Origin of the sequence: Caballeronia ptereochthonis (assembly GCF_001545075.1) — a bacterium.
GTDB classification, from domain to species: Bacteria; Pseudomonadota; Gammaproteobacteria; order Burkholderiales; family Burkholderiaceae; genus Caballeronia; species Caballeronia ptereochthonis.
Map to the genome: position 1 here is coordinate 50,658 of NZ_FCOB02000009.1, position 15,004 is coordinate 65,661.

The following is a 15,004-nucleotide window of genomic DNA, read 5'->3' on the forward strand; positions in this document are numbered from 1 at the left end:
GCAGGCGCTGGCTGAATCGGCTGTTCGGGGTGCGGTGTTGCGCGCTTTTACGTGGCGCGTCCCGCATAAATCGCACGAAACGGACGGAAAAGCACGCCGACGAACAGACGGGCGCAAGGGATGCGGCTGCTATTGCGGTGAGGACGAGGAAGCGATTCATGCTCGTTGAATTCGCGATGGCGCCCCGGGCAGGGCACGCAGGACGAATCAGCGTGCGCGTATTGGGTATTCACGGTTCCATCGGCTGTTGTCCAGCAGCCGCGAGTCGAGACTAAAGCCGGTATGGCGAACTCCATGACGAAAAAGCTGAACGATGTATCCGTCGAAGACGACGCAATGCAAAACGCAGAGTCTGGCGCCGCTCCCGCGGCGAAGGTCGAAAAGGCCAAGGCCCGCGATCGCCGCGCGAAGGAGAAGGCGCTTCTGAAGGACGCGTTCTCGTCGAGCGCGCCCGGCACCGTCGAGGAACTCGAGGAGCGGCGCTCGAAGCTGCGCGCGCTCATCAAGCTCGGCAAGGAGCGCGGCTTCCTCACCTATGGCGAGATCAACGATCACCTTCCGGACAACTTCACGGAAACCGAGGCGATCGAAGGCATCATCAGCACGTTCAATGACATGGGCGTGGCGGTGTATGAGCAAGCGCCCGACGCCGAAACGCTGCTCCTGAACGACAACGCGCCGAATGCCTCGTCCGACGACGAAGTCGAGGAAGAAGCCGAAGTCGCGCTCTCCACCGTCGATTCCGAGTTCGGCCGCACGACCGACCCGGTGCGCATGTACATGCGCGAAATGGGCACGGTCGAGCTGCTGACGCGCGAGGGCGAGATCGAGATCGCGAAGCGCATCGAGGACGGCCTGAAGCACATGGTCATGGCGATTTCCGCCTGCCCGACGACCATCGCCGACATCCTCGCGATGGCCGAGCGCGTGCAGAACGAGGAAGTGCGCGTCGATGAGCTCGTCGACGGCCTGATCGATCCGAACGCCCAGGACACCGACGGCTTCTCCGAGCAGGAAGCGGAAGCGATCGAGACCGAGGACGCGGAAGCGGACGAGGAAAGCGACGAGGAAGAGGACGACGACGACGGCAGCGCGCAAGCCAGCGCCAACGCCGCGCAGCTCGAAGCCCTCAAGGCCCAGTCGCTCGAGAAGTTCGCGCTGATCAGCGAGTGGTTCGACAAGATGCGCCGCGCCTACGAGAAGGAAGGCTACAAGTCGAAGGCGTATCTGAGGGCGCAGGAAGCCATCCAGACCGAGCTGATGAATATCCGCTTCACGGCGCGTACGGTCGAGCGCCTGTGCGACACACTGCGCGCGCAGGTGGACGAAGTGCGTCAGGTCGAGCGGCAGATCCTGCATACGGTCGTCGACAAGTGCGGCATGCCGCGCGCGGAGTTCATCACGCGCTTTCCCGGCAGCGAGACGGACCTCGAATGGGCGGACAAGGTGGTCGCGGAAGGCCACGAGTACAGCGCGGTGCTGGAGCGCAACATTCCGGCGATTCGCGAGCAGCAGCAGCGTCTGCTGGACTTGCAGGCGCGCGTCGTGTTGCCGTTGAAGGATCTGAAGGAAACCAATCGCCAGATGGCGGCGGGCGAACTGAAGGCGCGTCAGGCGAAGCGCGAAATGACGGAAGCGAACCTGCGTCTCGTGATTTCCATCGCCAAGAAATACACCAATCGCGGCCTGCAGTTCCTCGATCTGATCCAGGAAGGCAACATCGGCCTGATGAAGGCGGTGGACAAGTTCGAATATCGCCGCGGCTACAAGTTCTCGACCTATGCGACATGGTGGATCCGTCAGGCCATCACGCGCTCGATCGCGGACCAGGCGCGCACGATCCGCATTCCGGTTCACATGATCGAGACGATCAACAAGATGAACCGCATCTCGCGGCAGATTCTGCAGGAAACCGGCCTCGAGCCGGATCCGGCGACGCTCGCCGAGAAGATGGAAATGCCGGAGGACAAGATCCGCAAGATCATGAAGATCGCGAAGGAGCCGATCTCCATGGAAACGCCGATCGGCGACGACGACGATTCGCATCTCGGCGATTTCATCGAGGATACGAACACGGTTGCGCCGTCCGATGCCGCGTTGCACGCGAGCATGCGCGACGTCGTGAAGGACGTGCTCGACTCGCTGACGCCGCGTGAGGCGAAGGTGCTGCGCATGCGCTTCGGCATCGAGATGAGCACGGATCACACGCTCGAGGAAGTCGGCAAGCAGTTCGACGTCACGCGTGAGCGGATTCGCCAGATCGAGGCGAAGGCGCTGCGCAAGCTGCGTCACCCGAGCCGTTCGGACAAGCTGAAGTCTTTCCTCGAAGGCAATTGACGCGACGGGTCGGGCTTGTGTTCAGAGGCGTTGTAAGGCAAACTCGCTACCCTTCGAGAGCCGCCTAGCGCAATGTTCGGAAGTAACAGAAAGCGCCGCTACCGGCGCTTTCTTTTTGCCCTCTGCCTTTGAAGGGCCGGAAGCTTAACTGGTATAAGCTGTCGACTCATAATCGACCGATAGTGGGTTCGAGTCCCACCCGGCCCACCAGAATTTTTAATAAAATCAATGCGTTATGTGTGCCGTTAAGCATAAAATGGCCATCTGGACAGGTTATGCTTTATTGTCCGTTGGGCCACGTTATGCTTTATTGGCAGTCTCGCGCCGCTCGCGATCGTGCAGCGTGACGCCTCCGCGTCCCCTTCGCGCGATCGCCGAGCGGCCTTGCCGCCGAAAGTAACCGAGATTGTCTGCGGCGCACGCCCGCTAGGGCAAGGTAACGAAAATGGTACGGTCCCGGCGCGACACTCATGAATTGATGCCCGGATTCATTCAGCGGTCTGCCGCCCCGAAAAATCAAACGCCGCTCTCTCGGCAGGACGTTTTCGGTGACCTCTGCTCTCAGCACTCCACGAGCCGCAAACCGATCACCGGCAGCGAATGTTCCTCGCCGTCCTGGCTCCCAATCCCGCCTTTCCTCATCTCGACGGCTCTATACGTCCTCCAGCCGCCGCACAGCACCACGAGCTCCCGAACCAGCCTCCCCAGCCTCCTATAAGCTCGATGTTCGTGCCATCCTGCCGACTGCATACAATCGATTCCTCGCCGACTAGCGCCATCGTCAACTCCTGGCCATCAAACAGGAACCGAGAACCGGCGGCGATTTCGAGCGAGAAGGACTCCGCTCTGGGCAGCTGTCCGAAGCCTCTATGCCTGATTCAGGAGGTCGGCGGAGAACCCGTATGGAGCTTCGAGCAACTCGAAGAACGACAGTGCGCCTTCATCAGCTAGAGCGGCGTTGAGCCGGTCGATGCTGTCCGGTGAAAGCGGTCCCGCACCCGGCAGGAAATAGTCGGCGGTGCAGGAGGTTTTCCACCCGTCGACCTTTCTGATTTCGCCAGTCGACTCGTCTACGAGACTGAGCTTGAGTTCACAAGGCTGCGCGTAGTATTCCGGGACGTCTTTCGCGTGCTCCTTGGTCACGGCCACCGCGAACTCGATATGTCGACTCTCGGTCCGGATGTCGCGCGCCATTTTCAGGCTTGCCAGAACGGTGACGACGTTTCCACCTCGCGACGCCACCTCGCGAACCGGTGCTTCCATTCTCGCGTTGAGAACGAGTTTCTGGCCGGCAGGCGGAGTGCCGAGGCGTTCGAAAAGCTCGGTAAGCTCAGATTTGATCAGCATGGCGTGTCGCGGGAACGCAAGGCGGGAGAACTCATCGTGTCGGCGATGAATGAGCGCAAGATCAGCTACAAGGAGTTGGCGCTGCGGCTCGAACGCCTTGGGATCGTGGAGTCTGCGGCACAGCTCAATCGGAAGATCAACCGCAGGCGGTTCTCGGCCGCCTTCATGCCTGCATGTCTTGATGCGATGGAGGAGGAAACCTCCGCCTAGCAAAGCGGAGCGCTCCGTTGCATCGGTCGCTGCCGGTGCAGCGTTGGCGTTGATCTTCGCTCTCTCGGTCGACATCGTTCTGCGTGGACGAGAAGACAGCCATCCAGGCGCTGGATCGCAAGGACCGGATGTTGCCGCTCTCGCCCGGGCGCGCCGAGAGCCATGGCTTTGAATACGAACGCAACGGCACCCTGAGCCTGTTTGCCGCATTGAATGTCGCCACCGGTGAAGTGCTGGGCAAAACCGCGCCGCGCCATACCAGCGCCCGGTTTGTTGCGTTCCTCACCGAGGTCGTATCGGCCCAGCCGCGAGGAGAGGAGATTCACGTGATCTGCGACAACGTGAGCAGCCACAAAACCGACGCCGTTCAAACATTTCTGGTTGACCATCCGAAGGTCTCGATACATTACACCCCACGTATTCGTCCTGGCTGAATCAGGTCGAGAACTGGTTTGCCCGCATCCAGCGCGACGTCATTGCACGTGGCGTATTTACCAGCACCAAGGATCTCGACAAAAAGCTGAGGCCGTGATGGCTGTCGTTCTGCGAGGGCGGGCCCAGGGTGGCCGAGGCATAGGCTGAAGCCGCCTAAGCGGGCCGAAGGACTACCGCGCGTCCACCGACAAGTCTCGCGCGCTTAAGTAACGCCTATCGAATGCATCTTCATGACAAAAAAACGCCCGCATGAAGCGCGGGCGAAAGGTCGTCACCTGAGAAATGACGCTGCATTGCAGCAATCCATATACCTGGCGCGTCGGTTACTTCCGTGATGGACAAGCCGCTGTTCTCAGGCCGGTACACTTTGGCCTATGGGCAGCCACTACACAGTCCGGGGCAACGAGCGAGTCTGCCGTTCGGCGTCCTCGTCTACGACGATCGCACGCGGGGACATGACGGCGCCCAAGTATCGCGCGCCCAAGACCGGCCGATCTTCTGAGCGCTGCGGACATAGCAGCGATGATCGATCGCGGACGATTTCTAGCGTCGGCGACCGCTTTCTCTCCAGTCGAAAAGCTTCAACGCGATTACGCGATGGGAAAGGCCCCGACGATCCCGCTCCCACTGCAACGCGCGCCGCACAGCGTAGGCGAGGATTTTGCGCATCGTTTCGCAAATGGCAGAGGGGAACCACATGACGCTCACCAACATCGACCGATTTCTCGATCAACTGGGCGACGAAGCGCGTTCCATCGCAATGCAGCACTTCCGCACGGAGATCGACGTCGAAACGAAGTGCGATTCAACGCCTGTCACAACCGCGGATCGCGCGATCGAGCGACGGCTGCGGGAAATAATCTCATCGCGTTACCCGGCGCATACGCTCGTAGGCGAGGAAGAGGGCGGGCGTATCGCAGATGGCTTCAGCTGGGTCATCGATCCGATCGATGGCACCAAGAGCTTCGTGACGGGCCTGCCTCTATTCGGGACGCTGGTCGCGATGCTCGAAGATCGACGTCCCGTATGCGGCATGATTGAGGTATCGGCCATGCGCGAGCGATGGATTGGCGTCGCCGATCGCACATCATGCAACGGGGAGCCGTGTGCCGTGAGTGCGTGCATGCATTTGCGCGACGCCCGCCTGTGCTCGACGGATCCGCGCATGTTTTCCGGCGAAGCTGAACGAGCATTCGTGAGGCTCGCGCGCGAAGTACGCGTCACCCGGTTCGGCACGGATTGCTATGGTTATGCAATGCTCGCTTCGGGTCACGTCGACCTTGTCATTGAAGACGGCCTGCAGGTCCACGACGTCATGGCGATCGTTCCCGTCATTCATGGCGCCGGGGGCATTATCACAACATGGTCTGGCGGTCCCATCGATGAAACCTTCGAAGGCAACATCATTGCGGCCGCGACGCAGTCGCTGCACGATGAAGCGTCTCGGTGGCTCGGCCAGCCGTAAATGTGAAGCAGCGAGGGCGAGGCCGCATCTCTTTCGGCTCACGTTGTAGATTTTGGCTCACACTCACGGGTGAGGATTTGAACTGTCGTGGCCGTATCGATTCGTATATCCGCCTGCCCGCCCACGTGGTACGCATGCGGCGATCCTACTGTGGGGCCGCAACGTGTCGCGGCGCGGGTGACGAAATCCAAGCGGTCGAAATCGGCGGTGCCCTGATAAGCGCACGCTGGCGGTCGTTTGTCTTTGTGTCAACCAGGAAGCAGGCGGCGTTGCTGTAATCAATTAATTCGGAGTGCATGATTGCAGATCGCTTGGTCGAGGGAACGCAATCGACTGTCGGGCTGGCACCGACATGGTTATAAGAATATGCTGAAAACGACTTCCGCTACCGGGCATACCAGTTGCATCGGGCCAGAGGGAGCTAAGCGGTCGAATTCTTGATGGGCTTGCGGTTACAGCAATATGAAAGATCGAAACGTCATTGTCGGACTGTTCTCGTCGTACCGTGAAGCAGATGAAGCCCTCCGGGACCTTCAAGCACGAGGTCTCCAATGCGACGATGGTCAACTGTATGCGCGGTCGGCTCACCCACGTGTTGATTCAAGATGCGTTGGACCGCTTCCTGAAATGCGCGCCCGCGACCGGGCAGAGTACGCGGCTCACGGAGAGCACCTTGGAGTCGTGAGCGGCGCTCGGCGGTTTAGCGGACCGAATTGGCAACTCGCCACTGTCGATTTTGCCACCGGCCAACTACACGCTAACGAACGTGAGCGAACATTATTGGTTGCCAAGTTGGCTGACACGATGCCGGACGACGTCGCGATTGCTGTGATGTGCGATCACGGTGCACTCGCGGTAAAAGACACCGCTGGTCGCTGGCGCTTTTCATTTCACACGCGTGATTGAAATGAAGCAATTTGCCACTGTGGTTCATCGGCAATCGGCCATTTGGGGACGTTCGTTGCTGCACGAAAAGGAGACTATAGCGGCGACCACTGCCCGTTCCGTAGCGGACGTTCAATGCGACAGAGGACGACGGCACGAAACGCACAGGTCAGAGGTAGGCCTGTAGTGGCGCTACTCCTCGACTCTGCGCGGTGCCGTTTGTAGCAGTTCGTGCAATTCGCGCTTGTAGAAGCGGGCCAGTCCATTGGTGCCGTGCCCGCAAGTGTCCTCGCTCGCAGAAATAAGAAGCAGCCGGCCGTTGCGCACAAGCTGCATCGCGCGCTCCATCAAGCCGGTCTCCGGCGGATAGCGTTCGTCGTCGGCGGCGTTAATGGCGAGAACCGCAGCTTTCACGTTCCCGAGACTGGTCGCGGGGTTATAACCGCGTGCAGCGCTCCACTGGTATATGAAGTCGTTGGCATCCAATGTGAACGGCTGCGCTAACTTGGCGTCAACATATTTATCGGCTAGTTCGATCGTCGGCGCCGCCTTTTGCCAGGCGAGGGTGCCACCGTTGGTCGCCAGCGCGAAAAAGGCGCTGGAAAGGCGCAACGAACCGGGCTGACTGGTGTAATCGCCGCCCCGGTACTCCGGATCATTTCTGACCATCTCAATAAGCATGCGGCGTAACATCCAGTTGCGGCCGGACATCTCCGTCGGTTGTGACGCCATTGGCACGAGCGCGTCCATGAAATCGGGATAGCGCACCCCCCAAATCCATGCATGCATGCCGCCCATCGAGTTACCGATCAACAGGCGCAGGTGCCGGACGTTCAGATGCTCGGTTAAAAGCCGGTGCTGCGCGAGCACCATGTCGTCGTAGTTGTAAGCCGGGAATCGTGTGCGCAATCCGTCAGACGGCTTGGACGATCCACCGGCTCCCAACGCGTCCGGAAGGATGATGAAATACCTGTTGGCATCGAGCGGTTGCCCGGAGCCGAACAATTCGCCCGCGAAATCGGGTGTCAGCATGCTGGCACCTGTGCCCGTGGTGCCATGCAGGACGAGAACTGGCTCACCGGACGGGTCGCCAATGGTTCGGTAATGTAGCCGCACCTCTGACATGATCTCGCCGGTGTTGAAACGGAAATCTCGCGCGATCCAGTCGGCCTCCTGCGGCGCAGGATAGCCGGCCGCATTGCAATGTTGTCCTGTTTGCATCATCAGCGGGCGATCCAACAAATACGTCAGCTAGCAATCGGCTCAAGAGTTTGAAGCGCACCCCCCTGGCGCGCTGACGCATAGGCCGCATCCATGACTTGCATCATGCGCTCTGCGTCGCGCAACGACGCGATTGGCCTTGCTCCAGTACGGCATTCCGTGAGCACGCGCTTGACGAACAATGGGTAGTAAATGTCTGTCTCGAGCTGAAGGCGGCGGCTTCGCGTGCCCGCAGACAAGTTGTTTCTTTCCCGAATCTCGATCCGGTCGGGGCCGGATTTCGCGTACATACGATCGGATGCAAGCGTGAACGAAAATTCGCGCTGCTCGTCGGGTGTACTGGGGAAGCTGTATCCCGTTTCCACCAGGCCGATTACGCCGTCTTCGGTTTGCATGGTCAGCAGCGAATAGTCTTCAACTGCTCTTTGATGCGTTCTTGAGTTCATCGTGGCAGAGACTCGGGCGATCTCCTTGCCAGTCAGTAGTCTAAACAGGTCGATGAAGTGAGTCGCCACATTGATTGTCGATCCGCCTCCGGAGTAAGCCGGATCGAGCGCCCAGCCGGCACCGGCCGCTTCGTATCGACTGGGCGGTCCGACAATGAACCGGAACGACATGTAGTTGAAGTCCGATGGAATGCGCCCTTCGGCATCTTCGAGCGAACAGAGCAACTCGCTCATTCGGAAGATGAGTGGCACTGCGCAATAAAGGTTGGCTTCCTCGGTCAGTTTTCGAAGCCGGGTGACTTGTGACATATTGACGCCGCATGGTTTTTCAAGCGCGAAAGGAATGTTTCGCGCGATCACGGCCTCGGCGAGCGCCGGCATCTCGGAATGCCGTCCGAACACGAATGCAAAATCGACTTCCTCACGCTCGAGCAACTCATAGGCCGACGAATATAGCTTGCTTCCAAATCGTGCGGCGATTGCCTCGCCCTTGACATCCTCCGCATCCGACACGGCAACCACTTCAATTCCAGGCGCTTCCAGCGCATCCAGATAGAGCGGGACATGCCAATGGCTGACCTCCAGCAAAGCAACTCTCATGCATATTCTCCTTTGAAATTACCAAGTCATCGCGGACCGTGGGCCGGCGCTGATCGTCCATCGGGGAGGTAATCGAAACCCAAAAACTTCAGTGCGTAGACAGCCTGCCCTTGATGCATCGGCCCCCCGTCCTGGGTGCGGCAGCCGCGCGCATGCGCGGCGCGTCGAAGCGGCGTTGGCTCGGGCGCGTTGATGATGTCGACGACGATGGCACCAGGCGAAAGCCGCTCGGGATCGACCGGCATGGCATCGCCCACTTTCATGCCGAGCGGCGTGGCATTGATGACGATGTCGAAGCCTTGCGGGTCGGGCGGCCCCGAACGTGCTTCGCAGCCGGTTTCGGCAGCAACAGATGCCGCAAGGTCGCCAGCCCGATGGCCGTCGGCATCGGATATGGTCAGCCCGCTAGCGCCTGCGGACGCGACTGCAAATGCGATGGCGCTGCCTGCGCCTCCGGCGCCGACGAGAAGCACGGACTTATTAGCCGGATGGTGGCCTTCCCAGTGCATCCCAAGAACACAGCCAACGCCGTCGAATATTGCTCCAACCCAACGTCCATCTGCCTCGCAACGGATGACATTGAGCGCGCCGATCTGTCGAGCCGTTGGATCTAGTTCGTCGACATATTCCAGCATCCGTTGCTTATGGGGCATGGTGACGAGCATGCCGGAGAGGTTGCTCATCGCTCGAGCACCGTCGACGAAGGCGGACAGGCTCGCCGCCTTGACCCAGAACGGAACGCAAGCCGCGTCCACGCGCTGCTCAGCAAAGAGCTGGTTCAACAATTGTGGCGACTTAGCGGCCGTCAGTGGATCTCCCACTAACCCATAGAGTCGCGTTTTACCGGTGATATGTGGATTCATTGCTGCGTGGTTGGTCGATGTTGGCTTAAGGCGCGGTCTTGCTCGACTGATCCTAGATTTGGCGTACCAAGCGGGTGTCGGACACGTACATTCTCCGGCCAATCCACTTGATGACGAATACTGCATCTCCTTGACGCAACGTTCGTTGCATTCTGGGCCTTCTGCGACTGTCGGACGCGCCGAGAACACGCGATGTCATGACACTCGAAAGGGCTTAGACGATCACTTCCACGGCGCCGGTGGGATATCCAGATCCCAAGTCCCGTACACAGCGGGCTCATTGATCTCGATGACCTCGAGGTCGTCGGAGCGCCACATTACGTTGTGCGGCACGCCGGCGGGTTGTGAAAGGCCGTCACCCGCGTTGAGCGTCACGTCGCCCTCGACTCCGGCGAAACGGAACGTCACGGATCCGCGCAGCACATACAGGTAGTGCCCGGTCATGTCGTGCCAGTGCCAGCCAGTAGGCTCGGTGAACGGCTTGAGCGCACGAATGTGTTTTGCCCCGATGCGCCCGTTGGTCACCGCGGCGAGTCCGAGGTCGCGGTACTCAGAATCGGCGCGCAAGCCTTCCTGGTTCCAGGGCGCTTCGGCCGCGCTGATGCGCGCAAACGCGCTTAGAGATTGCGCGAGCTCACGTGGGCCGTCGTAGCGGGGTGTGTCTTCGTTGTGCATGTGCGTTTCCTTTGTGCGGCGTCGATCTATTCCCTAGCGCCGCGGTTACATCGATTCTGTTCGGCTCAAGCCAAGTCACCCTGACGCGCACTAGCGACCAGTGGACCGGCCAAAGCAGTTACGAGTGCGCCTGATTTGCAAGGTCTTGCGCATCGGCTGTTCCGATTCGTCCGGCCACCGCCTCGGCGCGCGCCCGGTCGTACTCGGCTTGCGGTACGGGTACCGCATCGCGGTCGCCGAGGTCGTCAAGGCGGATCCGATACGTCTCCCGCGTGGTGAAAGCGGCGAACGCGGCGACAAGACAGATGCCGAACGTCAGGAAGCCGATTTTCAGCGGAATGTTGGTGGTGCCGGGGGGCGCGACGGCTACGAAGAGTGTTGGCGTCATCGCAGCAAGCGTCGTCCCAACGTTTTGTCCAATTGCCATTCCCGTTACGCGCACCCGCGTGCGGAAGAGTTCGGGGAAGAGGCTCGGGAACACACCGTTGAAGCCCTGGTAGGCAATCCCCCACATGAGCACCGAAAGAATCAGCGAGAGCCAGAGGTTGTGGATGCTGATGGCGTAGAGGTAGGCAAACGAAAGCACCCCGGCGCTGAGCACGCCAGCAAGAACGGGCGGCCTGCGGCCAACTCTGTCAGAGAGATTGCCCACGAAGGGAATCAGTATCACCGAGCAGATGTTGCCAAGAACCGGAATCCAAAGAAAGACGCCTACAGGAAAGCCAATACCGTACGCTGGCTGGACCGCATACGCGGCGCCGAAGACCGTAGCAAGAAGCGCGATGACGGCGGTGAGCGCCATGCAGATTACGCGCAAGACATCGTCCCAACTGTGCCGGAGGACCTCGATGACCGGGGAGGCAGGAACCTCGCCATGGGCTTGCTCCTCGGAGAAAGCCGGAGTTTCCTCGACCTGGCGGCGGATGACGTAGCCCATGACGATAACGACAAAACTGAGGAGGAACGGGATTCGCCATCCCCAGGAAGCGAACTGGTCCTTCGGCATGAAATGCGCGATGGGCAGGAAAACCGCTGCCGCCAGAAGCTGCCCCGCCTGCACCCCCTGGAGCGTGAAGCTCGCAAAGTAGCCACGCCGGCCGAACGGCGCATGCTCAAGGATCATGGAACTTGCGCCGGAGACCTCTCCCGCCACGGCGAACCCCTGAATGAGCCGGAGGGTGACGAGCATCACAGGCGCCCAGATGCCGACTTGCTGATACGTCGGCAAGAGTCCCACACCCATCGTCGAGATACCCATTAAAAACATGCAGAAGATCAGCACCGTCTTGCGGCCGTGCCGGTCGCCGACATGGCCGAGCACCATCGCGCCTATGGGGCGGGCGACGTAACCGACACCGAAAGTCGCCAGTGATGCGATGATGGCAACCGTCGGATTGTCCGAAGGGAAGAAGAGCTGCGGAAAGAGCAATGACGCTGCGGTCGCATAAATGAAGAAGTCGTAGTACTCGAGTGCTGAGCCAATCCAGCCACTAGCTGCCGCGATCTTCGACTGGCGCCGGCGATGGGCCTCAACCTGGGTGCTTCCACTCATGACTTGTCTCCGTCTAGATTGACTTTTCGATGCCATTCTTTATAGTTGTAACATCGTTCCATTAAGAACCATATTACCTACATCATGAGAGTTGTCAAGGGAGCAGTTGACCGATCACTCCAGGCGATCGAGTTGCTCGCCCGTGAGGCGCGCTGGATGCGAATGTCCGATATCGCCGCTGAACTCGAGCTCGAGAAAGGGCCCGCCCATCGAGTGCTTGCGCAGCTTTGCGAGCAGGGCTGGGCTGAGCAAGATGAACAGACTTCCCAGTACCGCCTGACCTTGAAGCTTTCTTTGCTCGGTCAGCGATACCTGCATGGGCTAGGGTTGCCGGGCCTGGTCCAGCCTATCCTCGATGAAGTCGCAGCGCAGTGCCATGAGCTCGTGCGGCTGACAGTGGTGAATGAAGGGACACTTGCGTGGTTCGCTGCGTCTCAAGGTGCGGCGCCGGGGCTGATGTATTCACCGTCCATGCATAGTCCCATTGCCTTGCATGCCACATCGGTCGGAAAGGCGTGGTTGGCGGCAATGTCCAACGACGAAGCAGTTGGCCTCGCATTGCGTGGCGGGCTCGGCCAGCCCAACGGCGCAGGCACATCGAAGGCGATTAATAGCGTCGACCGATTATTACCGGAGCTCGAACTGACGAGGCAACGCGGCTATGGTCTGGTCGTTGAGGAAGCCGAGCCAGGTGTGGTCGCGATGGCCGTGACCGTGCGTTCGCAGGTTGATGGGGCGGTAGTCGGAACAATGAGTATCGCTGGGCCGGTCTTGCGCATACCGCCGGAGCGTTACGACGCCTTTCATGCGTTACTGCGCGAAGCGTCCGCGAAACTGGGGGCCGTCTGGCCGCGACAGAGCGTCGACAGAGACGTCAACCAGGCGGCTTGAGATGCCGGATTCATCCCATGAGTCTCGGCAAGTAGCCCAAGGGAAGCAGTTGAAGCGCCTCCCCATTGAACTGCGACCTTCAACGGGTGATGAAGGCTTCGCAAGCACTACAACCTCAAACGCGTCATCAGGATCCTCGGGTTCGCCAAGACAGTGCGTGCAGTGAGGCAAGTGAGGCTGACAGGCGCGTGAACCCGCGTCGACGCTGTTTGCAACTCAAACCCGATCACGTCCTCTGCCTGCGTCTCGGGATAACGGAACCATGCGCCGAGCCGTGCGTCACGGCCGGCCGTCCTGCGCGTTCCTTCGCGGCCTCGGCCAGTTCGAGGCGCTGGCTACGGCGCAGGGTGGTCGTTGGCGGCGGCCGTTCTCCCCCATACACAGCCGGCATTCGCGACGGTCAATGGCAGTCTGAACTCGAGGTCGCGTAGGCGTCGGACTGTTCGTGGTCCATCTGCTGAGTGCATCCGAGCGGCCGTTGATGCGAACGTGATGCCGCCGGGGGGCGTCAGAGATCACGACGTACTCAATATTGGGTGCAGCAACGAGATCTCACCGGGTTGTTGGCTGGTAACTGCGAGAGTGTCCCGACATCGAAGTGGTGGCGACGATTTTAGTTTTTCGGTGGGCACCCATGCCGGGTCTGAGCTGTAGCGCTCGGGCAACGAGGGAGAAGCCCGCAGCATGCTTCCGGCGGGTTGCGAGATTGCACATACCCGGGACGGTTAGCTCGCGGTTGCACGGTGGACCCCCGGTCGGTGGCCTCACCGTGCACCGTCGCAAGTAAGAAAAGGGCCTCCGCCGGTGCTTAGAAGCGATGGACGATGCCTACGCCTGCTGCGAACATACTGCGCGAGGACGACGGAGTCGACTGGAAGCCGTCGCCGATTGATGCTGTTGCATCGATCTGCCGGTTCGTCGCGCCTGCCGCCGTGAACGTCGGCGTGCCGAGCGTTCGGCCGTTCGCGCGCTGGAACGCTTCCAGGGCGTAGAAGCCGGTCCGCTTGGACAGCGCGTAGTACTGGGACAAACTGAACTGGTGGTACGACGCTGCGTCGTCGATGCCGTTCGCCTTGCTCGCCCACGTGTAGCTGTAGCCCGCAGCGAAGTCCCATGCTGTCGTGGCCTTCCAGTGCAGTACGGTACCAGCGGTATTGAAGACTTGCTCATCGGTGAACTTGGACAGCACGCCCGGGATGTACTGAACGTTTGTGTACGTTGCCGAGAGATCCCACGCGCTGTTGAATACGTAGCCGAGGCCGACCGCGAAGCGATTCTGCGCCTGGGCGCCTTGATACCCGTTCGTCACCGCCGACACGCCCGACTGGCCTGCCGTGTTCATCGTCGAATCCGCGCCATAGACGCCGCCGCCGACGGCCGAGTTGTTGATTCGCATGAAGGCAACCGTACCGCCGATTGGGCCTTGCTGATACTGGATCGCAGCCGACCACGTCGAGCCGCGATATACGCTGTCAGGCACGCCTGCGAGCGAGTACGAGCCGCTGACCGTCACACCGTAGAGCTGCGGCGACGTATAGACGATCGAGTTATTCGCGCGGTAGATCGTGTCCAATGCGTCCAGATCGCCCGGATGCGCGCCGAAGTAGCCGGTTAGCCAGTTCGTCGGGCTGTACGGCGACATCAGCGTGTAGTACGACGTGTACTGGCGACCCAATGTGAAGGTACCGAACGTCTGGTTCGTCAGACCGACCCAGGCTTGACGGCCGAACATCGCGTTCGTGTATTGCTGCGCGCCGTTGTTGACGTTGAAGCCGGATTCCAACTGGAAAATCGCCTTGGTGCCGCCGCCCAGATCCTCGCCACCCTTCAGGCCGAAACGGCTGCCCGCCCAGATGCCCGATGCCGTCTTGACATTCGAACGGCCGCCGCTTGTAGAACCCAGCGAGGTCTGGCTGCTCTGATAGACGATCGAATCGTCGACGATGCCGTACAGCGTGACGCTGCTTTGTGCGAACGCCGGCGCAGCGGCTGCGAATGCCGTTGCCGCGACGACGGCGGCCTTGGTCACTTCAAAGGTCCTCATTGCGTCTCCTATTGTGGATAAAGCGAGTTACGT

At 60.3% G+C, this 15,004-nt stretch carries 11 protein-coding genes, 1 tRNA gene and 1 pseudogene; 6 read left to right on the top strand and 7 right to left on the bottom strand.

Translation table 11 applies throughout. The features are described from left to right. Positions 1–282 precede the first annotated feature (282 nt). On the top strand, positions 283–2,337 hold the full coding sequence (gene rpoD, locus AWB83_RS11340; RefSeq protein ID WP_087045299.1) for an RNA polymerase sigma factor RpoD: 2,055 nt from the start codon (positions 283–285) through the stop codon (positions 2,335–2,337). Positions 2,338–2,470: 133 nt separating this feature from the next. Beyond that, a tRNA-Ile gene (locus AWB83_RS11345) sits at positions 2,471–2,547 on the top strand. 657 nt (positions 2,548–3,204) lie between these two features. Here AWB83_RS11345 and AWB83_RS11355 read toward each other — a convergent pair. Then, complete coding sequence (locus AWB83_RS11355) at positions 3,205–3,684, bottom strand: hypothetical protein (protein ID WP_087045303.1); 480 nt, start codon at positions 3,682–3,684, stop codon at positions 3,205–3,207. A 3-nt stretch (positions 3,685–3,687) separates the two neighbouring features. On the opposite strand from AWB83_RS11355, the gene AWB83_RS11360 reads away from it, so the two are divergent. From AWB83_RS11360 to AWB83_RS11370, 3 genes and pseudogenes are all read left to right on the top strand, one after another. Continuing rightward, entirely contained in the window at positions 3,688–3,894 is a 207-nt protein-coding gene (locus AWB83_RS11360; RefSeq protein ID WP_087045305.1) for a DUF6471 domain-containing protein, read from the top strand. A gap of 77 nt (positions 3,895–3,971) precedes the next feature. Next, positions 3,972–4,417: pseudogene (locus tag AWB83_RS11365) on the top strand (IS630 family transposase); the annotation flags it as partial. A gap of 573 nt (positions 4,418–4,990) precedes the next feature. Next, a complete protein-coding gene (locus AWB83_RS11370) occupies positions 4,991–5,794 on the top strand; it encodes an inositol monophosphatase family protein (protein WP_244197669.1) in 804 nt (267 codons plus the stop codon). A gap of 1,077 nt (positions 5,795–6,871) precedes the next feature. Here AWB83_RS11370 and AWB83_RS11380 read toward each other — a convergent pair. The 5 genes from AWB83_RS11380 to AWB83_RS11400 form a co-directional block, all read right to left on the bottom strand. After that, on the bottom strand, positions 6,872–7,903 hold the full coding sequence (locus tag AWB83_RS11380; RefSeq protein ID WP_087045555.1) for an alpha/beta fold hydrolase: 1,032 nt from the start codon (positions 7,901–7,903) through the stop codon (positions 6,872–6,874). 23 nt (positions 7,904–7,926) lie between these two features. Next, positions 7,927–8,946: a Gfo/Idh/MocA family protein gene (locus tag AWB83_RS11385; protein WP_087045311.1), complete on the bottom strand. Its 1,020-nt coding sequence runs from the start codon at positions 8,944–8,946 to the stop codon at positions 7,927–7,929. A 26-nt stretch (positions 8,947–8,972) separates the two neighbouring features. Next, positions 8,973–9,809 (bottom strand): shikimate dehydrogenase family protein, encoded by an 837-nt coding sequence (locus tag AWB83_RS11390; protein WP_087045313.1) that lies wholly within the window; start codon positions 9,807–9,809, stop codon positions 8,973–8,975. Positions 9,810–10,031: 222 nt separating this feature from the next. Continuing rightward, positions 10,032–10,484, bottom strand: a complete 453-nt coding sequence (locus tag AWB83_RS11395) for a cupin domain-containing protein (RefSeq protein WP_087045315.1) — start codon at positions 10,482–10,484, stop codon at positions 10,032–10,034. A 118-nt stretch (positions 10,485–10,602) separates the two neighbouring features. Beyond that, positions 10,603–12,036, bottom strand: coding sequence for an MFS transporter (locus AWB83_RS11400; protein ID WP_087045317.1), 1,434 nt, complete (start codon positions 12,034–12,036; stop codon positions 10,603–10,605). 84 nt (positions 12,037–12,120) lie between these two features. On the opposite strand from AWB83_RS11400, the gene AWB83_RS11405 reads away from it, so the two are divergent. Then, complete coding sequence (locus AWB83_RS11405; RefSeq protein WP_087045319.1) at positions 12,121–12,927, top strand: IclR family transcriptional regulator; 807 nt, start codon at positions 12,121–12,123, stop codon at positions 12,925–12,927. 808 nt (positions 12,928–13,735) lie between these two features. On the opposite strand, the gene AWB83_RS11410 is transcribed toward AWB83_RS11405, so the two are convergent. Further along, entirely contained in the window at positions 13,736–14,971 is a 1,236-nt protein-coding gene (locus AWB83_RS11410; RefSeq protein WP_087045321.1) for a porin, read from the bottom strand. Positions 14,972–15,004 lie beyond the last annotated feature (33 nt).

What these genes read in the sequence shown, in the direction of transcription:
- rpoD (WP_087045299.1), top strand. Translation starts at nt 283, where the DNA reads ATGGCGAACTCCATGACGAAAAAGCTGAACGATGTATCCGTCGAAGAC.
- AWB83_RS11355 (WP_087045303.1), bottom strand. Translation starts at nt 3,684, where the DNA reads ATGCTGATCAAATCTGAGCTTACCGAGCTTTTCGAACGCCTCGGCACT.
- AWB83_RS11380 (WP_087045555.1), bottom strand. Translation starts at nt 7,903, where the DNA reads ATGATGCAAACAGGACAACATTGCAATGCGGCCGGCTATCCTGCGCCG.
- AWB83_RS11385 (WP_087045311.1), bottom strand. Translation starts at nt 8,946, where the DNA reads ATGAGAGTTGCTTTGCTGGAGGTCAGCCATTGGCATGTCCCGCTCTAT.
- AWB83_RS11390 (WP_087045313.1), bottom strand. Translation starts at nt 9,809, where the DNA reads ATGAATCCACATATCACCGGTAAAACGCGACTCTATGGGTTAGTGGGA.
- AWB83_RS11395 (WP_087045315.1), bottom strand. Translation starts at nt 10,484, where the DNA reads ATGCACAACGAAGACACACCCCGCTACGACGGCCCACGTGAGCTCGCG.
- AWB83_RS11400 (WP_087045317.1), bottom strand. Translation starts at nt 12,036, where the DNA reads ATGAGTGGAAGCACCCAGGTTGAGGCCCATCGCCGGCGCCAGTCGAAG.
- AWB83_RS11405 (WP_087045319.1), top strand. Translation starts at nt 12,121, where the DNA reads ATGAGAGTTGTCAAGGGAGCAGTTGACCGATCACTCCAGGCGATCGAG.
- AWB83_RS11410 (WP_087045321.1), bottom strand. Translation starts at nt 14,971, where the DNA reads ATGAGGACCTTTGAAGTGACCAAGGCCGCCGTCGTCGCGGCAACGGCA.